This window comes from Saccharothrix saharensis (assembly GCF_006716745.1).
GTDB classification, from domain to species: Bacteria; Actinomycetota; Actinomycetes; order Mycobacteriales; family Pseudonocardiaceae; genus Actinosynnema; species Actinosynnema saharense.
Map to the genome: position 1 here is coordinate 5,929,186 of NZ_VFPP01000001.1, position 14,821 is coordinate 5,944,006.

The window sequence follows — 14,821 nt, forward strand, 5'->3', positions numbered from 1 at the left end:
CGGGGCGGCACGGGGGTCAGTCGGCCTCCGACCAGTCGCCGATCACCGGCGGTGCGGTCGCCTCCCCGCTGCCGAACAGGGCTTCGGGATCGGGTTCGAGCAGGTAGGACGGCGTCTGGTGCTCGGAGTCCTCCTCGCCGCGGCCGGCGGCCGGCCCGGCTGCCGGCCCGCCGACCAAGCCCGCACCTCCGGGTCGACCACCTCGCCCGCCCGCTTCGCCGTGCGTGCCACCGGCCGCGCCACCGGGCCCGCGCACGCCCGTTCCGGGCCCTCCGGGCAACCCGCCACCACCAGGCCCCCGCACGCCCGTTCCCGGCCCACCCGGCAACCCGCCGCCGGGCACCCGCCCGCCGACACCTGCGCCGCCACTCGGCCCGCCCCGTCCCGTGCCCGCCCCACCGCGTCCCGTGCCCGGTCGACTCCCCGGAACACCCGTCATGCCCACCGCCGCCGGACCTCCGGGGCCGGCCCCGCCCGCCGGACCGCCCGGGAGACCGTCCCGGCCACCCGGCGTGAGCGGGCTCGAACCGTTGCCGCTGGGGTTGGTCGTCCCACCCGCGGGACTCGCGGCACCGGGGTCCGATCCCGTGGCGGCGACACCGGTCGCGTCACCGACCGCCGGTGGCGGCGGCACGGCCGCGCGTGTGCCCGGCACCCCAGCGGGCGGCCGGCCCGGCGACGGCTCACCGCGCGGCGGGGCGGCCGGAGGTGGCGCGAACGCGGGCTGGGCGGCGGCCGTTTGCGCCACAGTCCGGTCGTACACCTCCACCGCCCGCGCCGCCTGCCGGTGCTCCTCCTGCTGCCGGGCGAACTCGGCGCGGTCCGCCGCCGCCTGGGTCGCCAGCGCGACCGGGTCGGTGATGGTCATCAGCCGCCGGTTCGCCGCCGCCACGTCGAACGGCTCGTCGGGCGGTGGCGGCACGGTCGCCCTGGCGGTGGCCAGCGCCCTCGACTGCTGCGCGAACAGCGTGCCCGCCATCTGCGCCGCGACCGCCGTCTCACCGGCCTTGCGCGCCAGGTCGGCCATCGCCCGCCGCGCCCGGTCACCGGCCTTGCCGGTCCAGTCCGGCTCGCTGTCGGCGATCGCCTTCGCGATGGCGTCGTTGAACTCGACCAGCTCGTTGCCCAGCGAGGTCCACAGGTCGCCGTGCTCGCCGACGCGCCCGGGATCGCCGCCGACGTGCACTCCCTCGTGCAGCTCGCGGTGGGAGATGCCGAGGTAGTCGACACCGGGCTCCGGCGGCGCGGTGCGCGTCATCACCTGTCCTTTGAGCTGGGCGGCCTGGGCGTCGAGCAGGTCGTCCACCTTCCCGCCGCCGAGCAGGTGGGCCACGTACGGGCCGAACGGCCCGAAGCGCTCGTACTCCCGCTCGACCTGCTCCCGCACTTCCTTGCCGGTGGCCACCTTGGCGTGGGGCGCGAGGTCGTACTCGTCGTAGACGGACGGTCTTCCGGGTGCTCCCTCGTTCATCGCTGTCCCTCCCCGGACGGTCACGGCAGCTTCGGCTCCACCAGTTCGGCGAGCCGCTGCGCCGGTCCGCACTCCTGCGTGCCGGTCTTGGGCTGCGCCGTGATGTCCACCCGGGACGACTCGGTCACCCCGAGGACGACGAAGCAGGTGCCGCCCTGGCTGACCCACGCCTTCACCGGGTGGCCGCCGATGGTCAGGTCGGTCACCGGACCGGTGGCGTTCACCCCGGTCAGCCCCACGTTGGTGCGGATGTCGACGACCAGCAGCCGCTTGTCCACCTCGTACTCGCAGCTCCGGGCGGTGCCCAGGTCGTTGCGCCGGGGTTCCCCGTCGAGCGCGCCCAGGGCCCGCTCGACGTCCTCGGCGGTGACCAGGCCGCACGGGTCCGCGTCGTCCAGTGCGGCCGGTGCGCCGGCCGGGGTGGTCCCCGTCGAGGTCGACGGTGGGGTTCCCGCGCCCGCGTTCGGCGACGGCTTGCCCTCGATGGTGGCGCACGCCGTGACGGCGAAGAACGCCGCCGCGGCCAGGCCGATCACGGCTATCCGGGAGTCCACGGCCACTTCCTCGCGGTCAGGCGGAGAGGATCGGTCCGCCGGCGTCGGTGACGCCGTGCTCGGCGCCCTGGTCGGTGGTGCGGTAGAGGTCCATCGCCTGCACGACCTGGTCGCGCAGCAGTGCCAGGTCGGTGGTGAACCGGCGCAGCGCGGGCACGAACCCCTGGTCGGGGTCGGAGGCGATGGTCGCCAGGAACGGCTTGTAGACCCGCGCGGCCGGTGTCGTGCCCAGCGGTGGCTCCTGGGCGAGGCGGTCGGCGGTCTGGATGGCCCGCTCCGACTGCGCCTGGATGCGGTCGATCGCCTCGATGAGCGCCGCGCCGCCCTTCGCGCTGACGACGAAGCCGGCCCCGACCGCGGCGCCGAAGTCGGCGACCGCGGTGCCCATGCCGCTGATCCCGGCGACGATCGCGTCCATGGTGATCACTCCTCCTGGTGATGCCCCACGTGGCGTGCTCCGGCAGGGTTGATCTGTACCGCTTCCGCGCCGAATCCGCGCGATTTCCCGGTCGAATTCACTCGGTAAGGTTAATGAGAGCCCGGAGCCGGCGTTCCAGGTACCGGTGGTCAACGGGAGTGCACGTGGCATTCGGCCGACCGTCTGAATCGACGCCCGGCAGAATGGCGTACCGGCCGGCCTCGGTGTCGAGGTAGGTGAACGCACCCGATTCTACTTCCCGGTGCCCGTTGAGCGTGGTGGCGCTGAAGTGGCCCGCGCCGGTGCGGGGTCGCCGCATCATCTCCGCCGCCGCGGACCCGGCGGTGGCCGCCGGTCGCACGCCCGAGGTGAACCGGAACTGGGAGAAGTCCTCGTCGGGCCGGCGCGGCGGTGGCGCGGTCACGACGACCGACGAGCCGGGACCGGGGCGCAGGTCCGGCAACAGGTCGACCAGGGCCCGCACGACGGTGTCCGACGAGTGCCGGTGGAATGCGATGACGTCACCTCGTTGCACCGCAAGGACTCCGTCCCGCCCGTCGGACGCCGCGCGCGCGACCAGCGGGGCGTCCCGGACGGTGCCGACCAGCGCGATGCCCAGCGGCGCCTCGGCGAACAGCCGGAGCCGCTCGACCAGGGCGGGCGCGAACTCGGCGCCGCGCACCAGGTCCCGTGCCGCCAGGTCCCGGTGCACCGCTTCGACCAGCGCTACGCGTTCCTCGATGGTCGCGCCGCCGTGCCCCATGGTGAAGGGAAATCGGCGCAAATCGAGTTCCAGCGCGTCGCCCACCGCGTCCAATTCCGCGATCGAACAAACGATGTGCCCACCCACGACCGGCATACCCCCTTTTGTCCCACCGGTCCATGCTGGCAGCGGTGATCGGGCGGGGGACCGCAGAATTCGGGCGAACGGGTTCGGCAAACGAGTGCCGCACGCCTCGGGCGTGCGGCACTCGGGTGGAATGGCGAGTCGAATCCGGTCAGACGGCCGTCGCGCGCAGCAGCACCAATCGCTCCGGGTGCAGTACGGGGGCCTGCACACCCGCCGTGGTCAGCACCCGGCCCGGCAGCGTCACGCCGTCCCGCCACCACGGCAGGCGCACGCCCCAGTTGTCGGCGTTGCCGTCCGGCACGTCACCGGGCGCGAGGGGGCGCACGTGGTAGGTCCGCTCGTCGGGCAGGCCCGGCAGTCGCACCGGCCCCGGCGGGTAGAGCTGGGACGTGGCCACCGCGACGATGGCGAACACGGCGTCCGCCCCGTCCTCCGCGACCACCCCGTGCACCTGGATCGCCGGGTCCGGGTGGTCGCCGTGGACCGCCACGCCGGTGTGCAGCAACGGTCGCAGCTCCTTGTAGAGCGCCACCCACGACCGCAGCCGCTCCAGGTCGGCCTCGGACGCCGCCGTCAGGTCCCACTCGATGCCGAAGTGCCCGAACAGCGCCGTCCCCGCCCGGAAGTCGATCGGGTGCTGCCGGTGCGTCGTGTGCGACGTGCCCGCGCCCACGTGCGTGCCCATCAGCTCCAGCGGGATCAGCGCGTTCGTCCACCGCTGCGTCGACTGCCGCTCCAGCGCGTCGATGCAGTCCGACACCCACACCCGGTCGGTGCGCTCCAGGACCTCCAGGTCCACCCGCGCGCCACCGGACGAGCACGACTCGATCTCCACGCCGGGGTGGCGCCGCCGCAGCTCGTCCAGCAGCCGGTAGACGGCCAGCGTCTGGCCGTGCACGCCCGCGCGTCCCGTCGGCCGGTGCCCGGCGTCCACCAGGTCGCGGTTGTGGTCCCACTTCAGGTAGGACACCGGGTACTCGGTCAGCAGCGCGTCGAGCCGTTCCAGGATGTAAGCGAACGCCTCGGGTCGCGCCAGGTCGAGCACCTGCTGGGACCGCGCCGGCCGCGGCAGCCGGTCGCCCGCCGCCATCAGCCAGTCCGGGTGCGCCCGCGCCAGCTCCGAGTCCGGGTTGACCATCTCCGGCTCGACCCAGATGCCGAACTGGAGGCCGAGTCCGGTCACGTGGTCGGTCAGCGGGCCCAGCCCGTCCGGCCACGCCTCGTCGGACACGTACCAGTCGCCCAGGCCGCGCTTGTCGTCGCGCCGCGACCCGAACCAGCCGTCGTCCAGCACGAACCGCTCCGCGCCGACCGCCGCGGCGGCGTCCGCCAGCGCCTTGAGCCGGTCCAGGTCGTGGTCGAAGTACACGGCCTCCCACGTGTTCACCACGACCGGCCGCGGTGACGTCGGGTGGTGCGGGCGGGCGCGCAGGTGCCGGTGGAACCGCGCGGACACCTCGTCCAACCCGTGCCCGTACGAGGCGTACTGCCACGGCGAGGTGTACGACCCGCCCGGCCCGAGCACGACCTCGCCGGACAGCAGCAGCTCGCCGGAGCCCAGCAGCGACACCGGGTGGTAGGTCTTCTCGGCGAACGTGCGGTGGTTGCCCGACCAGGCCGTGTGCACGGCCCAGATCTCGCCCGACCGGTTGCCGAACCCGGCCGTGCCCGCGGCGAACAGGTACGCCGAGTCGTACCCGGTCCGGCCGGTCCGGTTCTCGCGCACCCGCAGGCCGTGCGTCCACTGCGTGCGCTGGGGGCTGCGCTCGCGCGCCCACCGCCCGGTGAAGTCGAGGATCTCGACGGCCTGCGGCGGCACCGGCAGGGTCAGGGTGACCGCGTCCACGGAGAAGTCCGTCGACCCGGTGTTGGTCAGGGTGGCCCGCTGCCGCACGAGCCCGGACGGCGTCAGCTCGACGACCAGGTCCAGCCCGAGCCCGGCGACCTCGTCCACCGCGCGGACGACCGGACCGTCCACCGACACCACGCGGAACGCGGTCGAGAAGTCGCGCCCGGCCCGGTTGCCGACGATGCCCGGGGTGCCCAGCCAGCCCGCGCACTGCTCGGGCAGCACGGCCACGTCCACCGGACCGTCCACCGAGAACCCGATCGGGTGAGGTGCTTGCGCCAGCAGCACCGCGTCCAGCTCTGCCGGGCCGAGTTCGCCGAGGTCGGCGCCCCAGTGGCGCACCCTCGGCAGGGTGCCCCCGGAGAAGTCGAGCACCAGGCTCACACCCGCCGCCCGCAGGTGCGTCACGTCTGCCACTTGTGGTCTTCCTCTCTGGTGGTGATCCTCGTTGACTTACTTTAGTTGCTGGCGTAAGAATCGCCATACCTTGGATGTCACACGGCAGAAACCCACCGCCGCCGCCGGGAAAAGAGGAACGATGATTCGCACGACCTTGCACGACGGGTGGCGCCTGAGCGCGGTGGGCGGGCCGATCCCGGCGGTCGTCGCCGACCGCTCGGTGCCCGCGGCCGTGCCCGGCAGCACGCACCTCGACCTCCTCGCGGCGGGCTTGATCGGTGAGCCGTACCTGGACACCAACGAGGCCGAGCTGGCCTGGATGCACCGCGCCGACTGGCGCTACGCGCTGACCTTCGAGGCGGAGGCGGCGAAGGCGGGCGAGAAGGTCGAGCTCGCGTTCGACGGCCTCGACACCGTCGCCGTGGTCGAGCTCAACGGCCACGTCCTCGGCCGCACGGCGAACATGTTCCGCTCGTACCGCTTCGACGTGCGCGAGCACCTGAAGGACGGCCCGAACGACCTCGTCGTCACCTTCCACTCCGCGCTGGCCTACGCCGAGCAGCAGGAGGAAGCGCTCGGGTGGCGCGACCGCGCCTACCCGCACCCGATGAACGCGGTGCGCAAGATGGCCTGCTCGTTCGGCTGGGACTGGGGCCCCGACCTCCAGACCGCCGGCATCTGGAAGCCGGTGCGGCTGGAGCGCTGGACCGAGGCGCGCCTGGCGGGGGTCCGCCCCCTGGTCACGGTGGACGGGAACGGCACCGGCCGGGTCGAGGTGCACGTGGAGGTCGACCGCGCCCGGGACGCCGACCTGGCCGTCGTGGCGACCGTGGCCGGCGTGGCGCAGCGGGTCCGGGTCGAGGGCGACTCCGCCGTGGTGACCGTCGAGGTGCCGGACGTGGACCTGTGGTGGCCCGTGGGCTACGGCGACCACCCCCTCTACGACCTGGCCGTCGTGCTCCGGTCCGGGGAGCGGGACGTGGACCGCGTCGATCGTCGCATCGGTTTCCGCACGATCACCGTCGACACGACGCCCGACGAGGTCGGCACGCCGTTCACGTTCGTGGTCAACGGCAAGCCGCTGTTCGCCAAGGGCGCCAACTGGATCCCGGACGACCACTTCCTCACCCGCGTCACGCGCGAGCGCCTCGTCCGCCGGGTCGACCAGGCCGTCGAGGCCAACATGAACATGCTCCGCATCTGGGGCGGTGGCATCTACGAGACCGAGGACTTCTACGACGTCTGCGACGAGCGCGGCGTGCTGGTCTGGCAGGACTTCCTGTTCGCCTGCGCCGCGTACGCCGAGGAGTCGCCGCTGTGGGAGGAGGTCGAGGCCGAGGCGCGCGAGAACGTCGCCCGGCTGACCTCGCACGCCTCCCTGGCGCTGTGGAACGGCAACAACGAGAACCTGTGGGGCTTCGCCGACTGGGGCTGGGCCGAGCAGCTCCAGGGCCGGTCCTGGGGCCTGCGCTACTACACCGAGCTGCTGCCCGCGATCGTCGCCGAGCTCGACCCGACCCGGCACTACTCGCCCGGCAGCCCGTACAGCCCCGGCGACCTGCACCCGAACGAGGACACCCACGGCACGCGCCACGAGTGGGAGGTCTGGAACCGGATCGACTACACCCACTACCGCGACTCCACGCCCCGGTTCTGCTCGGAGTTCGGCTTCCAGGGCCCGCCGACCTGGGCCACGCTCACCAAGTGGGTGCACGACGAGCCGATGACGCCGACCTCGCCCGCGTTCCTGCTGCACCAGAAGGCCGAGGACGGCAACGGCAAGCTCGACCGCGGCCTCGCGCCGCACCTGCCCGCGCCGGCGGCGTTCGAGGACTGGCACTGGGCCACCCAGCTCAACCAGGCCCGCGCGGTCGCGTTCGGCGTCGAGCACTTCCGCTCGCACTGGCCCCGCACGGCGGGCGCGCTGGTGTGGCAGCTCAACGACTGCTGGCCGGTCACGTCGTGGGCCGCGATCGACGGCGACGAGCGGCCCAAGCCGCTGTACTACGCGCTCAAGCACGCCTTCGCGCCGCGCCTGCTCACCGTGCAGCCGCGCGACGGCGAGGACGCCCTGATCGCCGTCAACGACACCGACGAGGTGTGGACCAGCGACGTCGTGCTGGAGCGCCAGACGTTCGCGGGCGACGTGCTCGCGGCGGTTAAACTCCCGCTCGACGTGCCTGCCAGGTCGGTGGCGCGGCTCGACCTGGCGGCCGAACTCGTCACGCCGGGCGACCCGAAGGGGGAGGTGCTGGTGGTGAGCACGGCCGACGCGCGCACCGCGCACCTGTTCCGCGAGGACCTGGAGCTGGCCTACGACCCGGCCCCGCTCACCGCCGAGGTGACGCGGGTGGCCGGCGGCTACCGGGTGGACGTCACCGCGACCTCCTTCGCCCGTGACGTCGCCGTGCTGGCCGACCGGGTCGCCGAGGACGCCGTCGTGGACGACGCGCTGGTCACGCTCCCCGCCGGTGGGAAGCACTCGTTCCTGGTCCGGACCGCGACCGAGCCGGCCGACCCGTCGGCCCTGACCGGTCCGCTGGTGCTGCGCTCGGCCAACGCCCTGTGCGCGGTGCGGGCATGACCACCGGCTCGCCCGGTTCCGTCGGCCTCGTCCTGGCCCGCCCCGCGCGGCTGCTGGGCGCGGAGCCGTTCTTCATGGAGTTCATCGCGGGCATCGAGGAACGGTTGGCCGAGGACGACCGGTCCGTGCTGCTGCACATCGTGGGCACCGAGGACGCCGAGATCGCCGCCTACCGCAGGTGGGCGGCGGGCGGTGTGGTCGACGCGGTCGTGGTGGTCAACCGCACCGTGGACGACCACCGGCCGGCCGTGCTGCGCGAGATGGGCCTGCCCGCGCTGTACGTGGGCGAGCCGGACGAGCTGGCCGTGCCCGCGGTGCGCACCGACGACGCGGGCCCGGTGCGCGAGGCGCTGGCGTACCTGCTCGACCTGGGCCACCGCCGCATCGCCCGGGTCAGCGGCCCGGACACCCTGCTGCACACCAGGGCGCGCACGGCGGCCCTGCTCGAAGGCTGCGCCGAGGCGGGCGTCGAGCCCGTCGTGGTGGAGGGCGACTACTCCGAGGAGTCGGGGGCGAAGCTCACCACCGCGCTGCTCGCCGCGCCCGAGCCGCCCACCGCGATCCTCTACGACAACGACGTGATGGCCGTCGCGGGCCTCAGCGTCGCCAAGGAGCTCGGCGTCGCCGTGCCCGACCGGCTCAGCCTGGTCGCGTGGGACGACTCGTCGCTGTGCCGGCTCGCGTCACCCGCGTTGACCACGATGAGCGTGGACGTGCACCAGTTCGGCGTCACCGTCGCCGAGTCGGTGCTGGAGCTGATCGAAGGCGCCGAGGTCGCCGAGCGCTGGTCGCCCAAGCCCACGCTCATCGCGCGGGAGAGCACCCGATAAGAGGATTCCCATGACCCACCACGCCGCCGAGTCGCGGTACGACGCCATGCCCTACCGCCGATCCGGCCGCAGCGGGCTCAAGCTGCCCGCCGTGTCGTTGGGCCTGTGGCACAACTTCGGCCACGACAAGCACCTGGACGGCCAGGGTGCCATCCTGCGCCGGGCGTTCGACCTGGGCGTCACGCACTTCGACCTGGCCAACAACTACGGGCCGCCGCCCGGCAGCGCCGAGGAGAACTTCGGCCGGCTGTTCGCCCGGGACTTCCGGCCGTACCGGGACGAGATCCTGGTGTCGACCAAGGCCGGCTACCACATGTTCGACGGCCCGTACGGCGAGTGGGGCTCGCGCAAGTACCTGGTCGGCTCGCTGGACCGGTCGCTGGAGCGGCTGGGCCTGGACCACGTGGACATCTACTACCACCACCGGCCCGACCCGGACACGCCCATCGAGGAGACGATGGGCGCGCTGGACCACGTGGTCCGCTCCGGCAAGGCGCTGTACGTCGGCATCTCGAACTACTCGGCCGAGCAGACCGCCGAAGCCGCCCGGGTGCTGGACTCGCTGGGCACGCCGCTGCTGATCCACCAGCCGTCGTACTCGATGCTCAACCGGTGGGTCGAGGACGGCCTGCTGGACGTGCTGGCCGAGGTCGGCGCGGGCAGCATCGCGTTCTCGCCGCTGGCGCAGGGCGTGCTGACCGACCGGTACCTCGACGGCGTGCCGGAGGGGTCGCGGGCGGCGGGCGCGTCGCCGTTCCTGTCGGCGTCCAACCTGGACGAGGCGACGCTGGCCAAGGTGCGGGCGTTGAACGACCTCGCGAAGCGGCGCGGGCAGACGCTGGCGCAGCTGGCCATCGCGTGGGTGCTGCGCAACGTCACGTCCGCGCTGATCGGGGCGTCGAGCGTGAAGCAGCTGGAGGACAACGTGGCCGCGACGGCGAACCTGGCGTTCGACGACGACGAGCTGGCCGAGATCGAACGCCACCTGTGACGGCGGGCCCCCGATGCCGGACCGCCACCTGATCGACGTCCACGTCCTGCTGGTCCGCGACGGCCGCGTGCTGCTGTCGCGGCGGCGGGACGCGAACCCGCTCTTCGACGGCCGCTGGCACCTGCCGTCGGGGAAGCTGGACGCCGGCGAGTCGGTCCTGGCCGCGGCCGTCCGCGAGGCCGAGGAGGAGGTCGGCGTGGTCCTGGACCCCGCCGACCTGCGCCTCGTGCACACGGTGCACGCCCGGCGCACCGGCCTGGAGCCGCGCCTCGGCCTGTTCTTCGAGGCGCGGGCCTGGACGGGGGAGCCGGTGAACCGCGAGCCGGACAAGTGCTCCGGGCTCGGCTGGTTCGACCTCGACGCGCTGCCGGACGACCTCATCGACTACCCGGCCGCCGGTCTCGCCGGCTACGCCGAGGGCGTCCCGTTCGGGGTCTACGGCTGGACTGACTGACCCGGTGGCGGTGAACCGGTTCATCCCGGCTGGTTCGGCGTGTCAACGCCTCTTGACGAAACTTTGCTTAACCGCTTAACTAAGCCCCATGGGGCAAGCGCTCGACCCGGTCGCGGTCGCCATCGACATCGGCGGCACCAAGCTCGCCGCGGCGCTGGTCGGGTCCGACGGCACCGTCCTGGCCCGCCGCACCACGCCGACGCCCGCCGGTGACGCGGACACCGTCTGGGCGGGCCTCGCGGGCGTCCTCGACGACCTGCTGACCGCCGCCGCGGGCCGGACCGTGCTGGGCGCGGGCATCGCCTCCGCCGCACCGATGGACCTGCGCACCGGCACCATCAGCCCGGTCAACATCCCCGGCTGGCGCGACTTCCCGATCACCGCGCGGGTCGGCGAGCTGCTGCCCGGCCTGCCGGTCCGGCTCGGCGGCGACGCGCTGTGCATGGCGCTGGCCGAGTACCACCACGGCAACGGCCGGGGCAGCGAGTGCCTGCTCGGCATGGTCGTGTCGACCGGCATCGGCGGCGGGTTCGTCTTCGCCGGCCGGCCGCACTTCGGCACCACCGGCAACGCGGGCCACGTCGGGCACTTCGTGGTCGACCCGGCCGGCCCGCTGTGCGGCTGCGGCGCGAACGGCTGCTCCGAGGCCATCGCCAGCGGCCCGTCGATGGTGCGGTGGGCGTCGGCCCAGGGCTGGCAGCCGCTCGGCGGCACGGCGGACGGCGTCGCGCTGGCCGCCTCGGCCCGGGCGGGCGACCCGACCGCGCGGGCGGCGTTCCGGCGGTCCGGCGCGGCGGTCGCCCGGGTCATCACGGTCGCCTCCGCGTTGTGCGAGATCGACCGCGTGGTGATCGGCGGCGGCGTGGCGCAGGCGTGGGACCTGCTCGAACCCGCCGTCACCGGCCCGCTCGGGGACTACGCGGGGCTGGAGTTCATGCGCCGGGTCGAGGTGTGCCCGGCGACGTTGGGCGTCGACTCGGGACTGATCGGGGCCGCGGCGCTGCTCGCGGACGACCGCGTCCCGTCCGTGCCCGTGGGAATCTGAGGATCGCCGTGCGCAAGCTGGACACCACCGTCCGGGAGTACCACTGGGGTTCGCGGACCGCGTTGGCGCGGATGCGCGGCGAGCCGGCGCCGAGCGCCGTGCCGCAGGCCGAGCTGTGGGTCGGCGCGCACCCCGACGACCCGTCCCGGCTGGCCGACTGCGACGTGCCGCTGGACGCCTACCTGGCGGCCGACCCGGCCGGGCTGCTCGGACCGGACAGCCTGGCCGCGTTCGGCCCGCGGCTGCCGTTCCTGCTCAAGGTGCTGGCCGTGGACGCGCCGCTGTCGCTGCAGGTGCACCCGAACCGGGAGCAGGCCGTGGTCGGGTTCGCCGAGCGCGGCTACCGCGACGACCGGCCCAAGCCGGAGGTCCTGGTCGCGCTGACCGGGTTCGAGACCCTGTCCGGCTTCCGCCGGCCGGCGGACACCGTGGCGTTGCTGGACGCGCTGGACGTGCCGTCGTTGGGGGAGGTGCGGGCCGCGCTCTCGGTCGGCGACACGTGGAGCGCGTTGAGCTGGGCTCTGCGCCACGCCGACGGGGCGTTGGTCGCCGAAGTCGTCGACGCGGCGTCACGGGTGCCCGCGCTCGCGCACGTCGTGGAGCTGGCCGCGGTCTACCCGACGGACGCGGGCGTGGTGGCGGCGTTGCTGCTCGACGCCGTGCGGCTGCGGCCGGGGCAGGCCGTGTACGTCGGCGCGGGTGTCCTGCACGCGCACCTGCGCGGCACGGGCGTCGAGCTGATGGCGAACTCCGACAACGTGCTCCGCGCGGGCTTGACCACCAAGCCGGTGGACGTGGACGCGGTGCTGTCGTTGGTGGAGCGCGACCCCGGGCCCGCGGTCGTGCTGGACGGCGACGGTGACGGTCCACTGAGGACTTACCGGACGCCGGAGCCGGAGTTCCGCCTGCACGCCGTGCGGCCGGGTGCCGTGCTGCCCGGTGGTGGTCCGCAACTCCTGTTGTGCACCAGCGGTTCCGTCGTGGTGGGCCGTGACGGCGAGGAGGTCGCGCTGCGCGGCGGTGAGTCGGCGTTCCTGCCGCACAGCGCGACCGCCGCCGACGTCACCGGTGCCGGCGAAGCGTTCTGGGCCACCACGAACCTGGCGTGACACGGACGAGCACACGGGCGCGGAGGCCGCCGCCCGTGTGCTCGTTCCGGCCTATGGCGTCACGGGGTGACCGCCGTCGGGCCCTTACTGGAAGGTGACGTCACTGCACAGGTAGTACGCCTGGTCCATGTGGCTGGCCTGCCAGATCGTGAAGACCACGTGGCGGCCGGTGCGGCTGCCCGCGTTCACCTGCGCCTGGTAGAGGCCCGTGGTGCCGTAGCGGCCGGTCGAGGTGACCAGCTCCAGGTCGCTCCAGCGCAGCGGCGTGGTCGCCGTGTTGACGCCCTGGCGGGTGATGTAGACGCGGAGGTAGTCCGCGCCGTGCTTGGCCTGGTCCGTGATGGTCAGGGTGAACTGGCGCGGCTTGGTGGTGGTGTTCCACGCGCCGACCGTGTCCAGCGCCCGGTACCGACCGCTCTCGGCCAGGCCACCGCTGCACAGCTGGCCGTTCGGCAGGGCGCCCTGGTGGTTGCCGCCGACGTTGTTGCGGTACAGGCCGTTCCAGTTCCACATCGCGTTCGGGTCGGCCTTCCAGGCCTGGGCGCACATCGGGTCCGTCTGGCCCATGTTCGGGTTCAGGTGGTCGCTGCCCCAGCGCTGCCAGCAGCCGTAGTTGCGCGAAGGCGGGTCGGTGACCGAACCGTGCGCGCTCGCCACGCCGGAGGTGCCGAGCAGGGCCACGAGACCGGCGGCCAGGACCGCCAGGACGGAGGTGAAGACGCCGATGACCGAGCGGAGACCGCGTCGGGAACTCATGTGTGTGTCCTCCACGTTGAGGTACAGGGCTGGGAGCGCTCCCAGATCCCAAGGTAGCGAACCGCGCACAATCTGTGAACCCCACGGCGCGCCCGCACCCCCGGCCCCTCGCACCCACCCCGGGCCCCCCGCGTGTCGAACGCCCGGGTCCCGCGTGTCGAACGCCCAGGTCGCGCGTGTCGAACGCCCAGGCCCCGAGAGTCCTGCGTTCAGGACCCCCGAGTTCAACGCTCAGGGCCGGTAGTACCCCGCCACCGGCGCGCTCGCCTCCTCCAGCAACGCCGGCCCCTCCTGCGGCACGGCCGGGAAACCCCCACCCGGCTTCAACGCGTTGAGCTGCTCGGTCGACAGCGCGAACACCACCCGGCCCAACCCGGACCGCTCGATCGCACCCGTGCACATCCCGCACGGCTGGCAGCTCGTGTACATCGTCGTCCCGGCCGCCACCTCCGGCGCGAGCGACCGCGCCGCCCACCGCGCCAGCTTCAGCTCCGGGTGCGCGGTGATGTCGTCGTCCGTCACGCTGGTGTTGCGCTCCTCCGCCAGCACCGCGCCGTCCGGCCCCACCAACAGCGACCCGAACGGCGGGTTGCCCGCCGCACGCGCCTCCGCCGCCAGCTCGATCGCCCTGTGCAAGCTCATCGGAACTCCTTCCGCACGGTGGCCAACGCCTGCCATGCGACCTCGGGGTGGACGGTCTCCTGTGGATCGCCGACGAACGGGTCCAGCACCACGGCCTCGGCGCCCAGCGACCGCAGCTCCGCCAGGTCACCCACGACCTGCGCCACCGTCCCCTCGCCCAACCGCCGTCCCGGCCCCAGCTCCTCGGACGTGATGTGCAGGAGGATGCGAGGGGTCAACGCGGGCAACGGTTTCCCCTCCCCCTCCGCGATGACCTCCAAGCGCCCCAACGCTTCGCGGAACCCCTCGGGCGTGAGCCGCAGGCTGTGCCACGCGTCCCCGAGCCGCACGGCCCGCCGCAACGCCGCGTCGGAGTGCCCGCCGACCCAGATCGGGATCCGCCCGGCCCGGTAGTCCGACTCCGCGCGCCACGCCGCCCGCACGACCCGCAGCCCCTCGTCGGTCAACCGGCCGCGTTCGCCGAACGGCACGCCCAGCGCCGCGTACTCCTGCCGCGCCCACCCCACCCCGACGCCGAGCACGAACCGCCCGCCGGACAGGTCGGCGACGTTCGCCGCCATCCGCGCCACGAGCAACGGGTGCCGGTACGGCAGCACCACCACGGTGGTGCCGAGCCGGATCCGCGACGTCACCCCCGCCAGCCACGCCAGCGCGGTGAACGGCTCGTAGAACGGGGCCGGGTACTGCTCGGCCACGTCCGGCGTCACGGCCACGTGGTCGGACACCATCAACAGGTCGAAGCCCAGGCCCTCGACCGTCCGCGCCCAGTCCCGCAGCACGTCCGGAGAGGTGCCCGGACCGAAGTTCGGGACGTTCACACCGATCTGCACGGCCTCAACGCTAGGCGGCGCGGCACCGATCCTGAAGAG

General features: G+C 73.5%; 14 protein-coding genes. 6 read left to right on the forward strand and 8 right to left on the reverse strand.

The annotated features are described in order from the left end of the window. Positions 1 to 16: 16 nt before the first annotated feature. From FHX81_RS26705 to FHX81_RS26725, 5 genes are all read right to left on the reverse strand, one after another. Positions 17 to 1,471, reverse strand: coding sequence for a PPE domain-containing protein (locus FHX81_RS26705; RefSeq protein WP_141980794.1), 1,455 nt, complete (start codon positions 1,469 to 1,471; stop codon positions 17 to 19). A 20-nt stretch (positions 1,472 to 1,491) separates the two neighbouring features. Next, the gene (locus FHX81_RS26710) at positions 1,492 to 2,025 is read right to left on the reverse strand and encodes a DUF3558 family protein (RefSeq protein ID WP_170232183.1); all 534 of its coding nucleotides are present in this window, start codon (positions 2,023 to 2,025) and stop codon (positions 1,492 to 1,494) included. A 16-nt stretch (positions 2,026 to 2,041) separates the two neighbouring features. Continuing rightward, entirely contained in the window at positions 2,042 to 2,443 is a 402-nt protein-coding gene (locus FHX81_RS26715) for a hypothetical protein (protein ID WP_141980796.1), read from the reverse strand. A 97-nt stretch (positions 2,444 to 2,540) separates the two neighbouring features. Next, positions 2,541 to 3,293, reverse strand: a complete 753-nt coding sequence (locus tag FHX81_RS26720; RefSeq protein ID WP_170232184.1) for an ESX secretion-associated protein EspG — start codon at positions 3,291 to 3,293, stop codon at positions 2,541 to 2,543. Between the two features lie 148 nt (positions 3,294 to 3,441). Next, the gene (locus FHX81_RS26725; protein WP_141980798.1) at positions 3,442 to 5,559 is read right to left on the reverse strand and encodes an alpha-galactosidase; all 2,118 of its coding nucleotides are present in this window, start codon (positions 5,557 to 5,559) and stop codon (positions 3,442 to 3,444) included. 121 nt (positions 5,560 to 5,680) lie between these two features. On the opposite strand from FHX81_RS26725, the gene FHX81_RS26730 reads away from it, so the two are divergent. From FHX81_RS26730 to manA, 6 genes are all read left to right on the forward strand, one after another. Then, positions 5,681 to 8,125, forward strand: a complete 2,445-nt coding sequence (locus tag FHX81_RS26730) for a glycoside hydrolase family 2 protein (protein WP_141980799.1) — start codon at positions 5,681 to 5,683, stop codon at positions 8,123 to 8,125. Then, complete coding sequence (locus tag FHX81_RS26735; protein ID WP_141980800.1) at positions 8,122 to 8,955, forward strand: LacI family DNA-binding transcriptional regulator; 834 nt, start codon at positions 8,122 to 8,124, stop codon at positions 8,953 to 8,955. Before FHX81_RS26730 ends, FHX81_RS26735 begins: the two co-directional genes overlap by 4 nt. 10 nt (positions 8,956 to 8,965) lie before the next feature. Then, positions 8,966 to 9,946 (forward strand): L-glyceraldehyde 3-phosphate reductase, encoded by a 981-nt coding sequence (gene mgrA / locus FHX81_RS26740; protein ID WP_141980801.1) that lies wholly within the window; start codon positions 8,966 to 8,968, stop codon positions 9,944 to 9,946. Positions 9,947 to 9,959: 13 nt separating this feature from the next. Beyond that, entirely contained in the window at positions 9,960 to 10,400 is a 441-nt protein-coding gene (locus FHX81_RS26745) for an NUDIX hydrolase (RefSeq protein ID WP_141980802.1), read from the forward strand. 88 nt (positions 10,401 to 10,488) lie between these two features. Next, complete coding sequence (locus FHX81_RS26750; RefSeq protein ID WP_141980803.1) at positions 10,489 to 11,445, forward strand: ROK family protein; 957 nt, start codon at positions 10,489 to 10,491, stop codon at positions 11,443 to 11,445. 8 nt (positions 11,446 to 11,453) lie between these two features. Next, on the forward strand, positions 11,454 to 12,554 hold the full coding sequence (gene manA, locus FHX81_RS26755) for a mannose-6-phosphate isomerase, class I (RefSeq protein ID WP_141980804.1): 1,101 nt from the start codon (positions 11,454 to 11,456) through the stop codon (positions 12,552 to 12,554). A gap of 84 nt (positions 12,555 to 12,638) precedes the next feature. Here manA and FHX81_RS26760 read toward each other — a convergent pair whose 3' ends face one another. The 3 genes from FHX81_RS26760 to FHX81_RS26770 form a co-directional block, all read right to left on the reverse strand. Continuing rightward, the gene (locus FHX81_RS26760) at positions 12,639 to 13,310 is read right to left on the reverse strand and encodes a lytic polysaccharide monooxygenase auxiliary activity family 9 protein (protein ID WP_141980805.1); all 672 of its coding nucleotides are present in this window, start codon (positions 13,308 to 13,310) and stop codon (positions 12,639 to 12,641) included. 231 nt (positions 13,311 to 13,541) lie between these two features. Further along, positions 13,542 to 13,952 (reverse strand): nucleoside deaminase, encoded by a 411-nt coding sequence (locus FHX81_RS26765; RefSeq protein WP_246107986.1) that lies wholly within the window; start codon positions 13,950 to 13,952, stop codon positions 13,542 to 13,544. Next, entirely contained in the window at positions 13,949 to 14,782 is an 834-nt protein-coding gene (locus tag FHX81_RS26770; RefSeq protein ID WP_141980807.1) for an LLM class flavin-dependent oxidoreductase, read from the reverse strand. Before FHX81_RS26770 ends, FHX81_RS26765 begins: the two co-directional genes overlap by 4 nt. Between the last annotated feature and the right edge of the window lie 39 nt (positions 14,783 to 14,821).

Bases quoted from the DNA above. Each gene is read 5' to 3' on its own strand.
- FHX81_RS26705 (WP_141980794.1), bottom strand. From the start codon at position 1,471: ATGAACGAGGGAGCACCCGGAAGACCGTCCGTCTACGACGAGTACGAC.
- FHX81_RS26715 (WP_141980796.1), bottom strand. From the start codon at position 2,443: ATGGACGCGATCGTCGCCGGGATCAGCGGCATGGGCACCGCGGTCGCC.
- FHX81_RS26730 (WP_141980799.1), top strand. From the start codon at position 5,681: ATGATTCGCACGACCTTGCACGACGGGTGGCGCCTGAGCGCGGTGGGC.
- FHX81_RS26735 (WP_141980800.1), top strand. From the start codon at position 8,122: ATGACCACCGGCTCGCCCGGTTCCGTCGGCCTCGTCCTGGCCCGCCCC.
- mgrA (WP_141980801.1), top strand. From the start codon at position 8,966: ATGACCCACCACGCCGCCGAGTCGCGGTACGACGCCATGCCCTACCGC.
- FHX81_RS26745 (WP_141980802.1), top strand. From the start codon at position 9,960: ATGCCGGACCGCCACCTGATCGACGTCCACGTCCTGCTGGTCCGCGAC.
- FHX81_RS26750 (WP_141980803.1), top strand. From the start codon at position 10,489: ATGGGGCAAGCGCTCGACCCGGTCGCGGTCGCCATCGACATCGGCGGC.
- FHX81_RS26760 (WP_141980805.1), bottom strand. From the start codon at position 13,310: ATGAGTTCCCGACGCGGTCTCCGCTCGGTCATCGGCGTCTTCACCTCC.
- FHX81_RS26765 (WP_246107986.1), bottom strand. From the start codon at position 13,952: ATGAGCTTGCACAGGGCGATCGAGCTGGCGGCGGAGGCGCGTGCGGCG.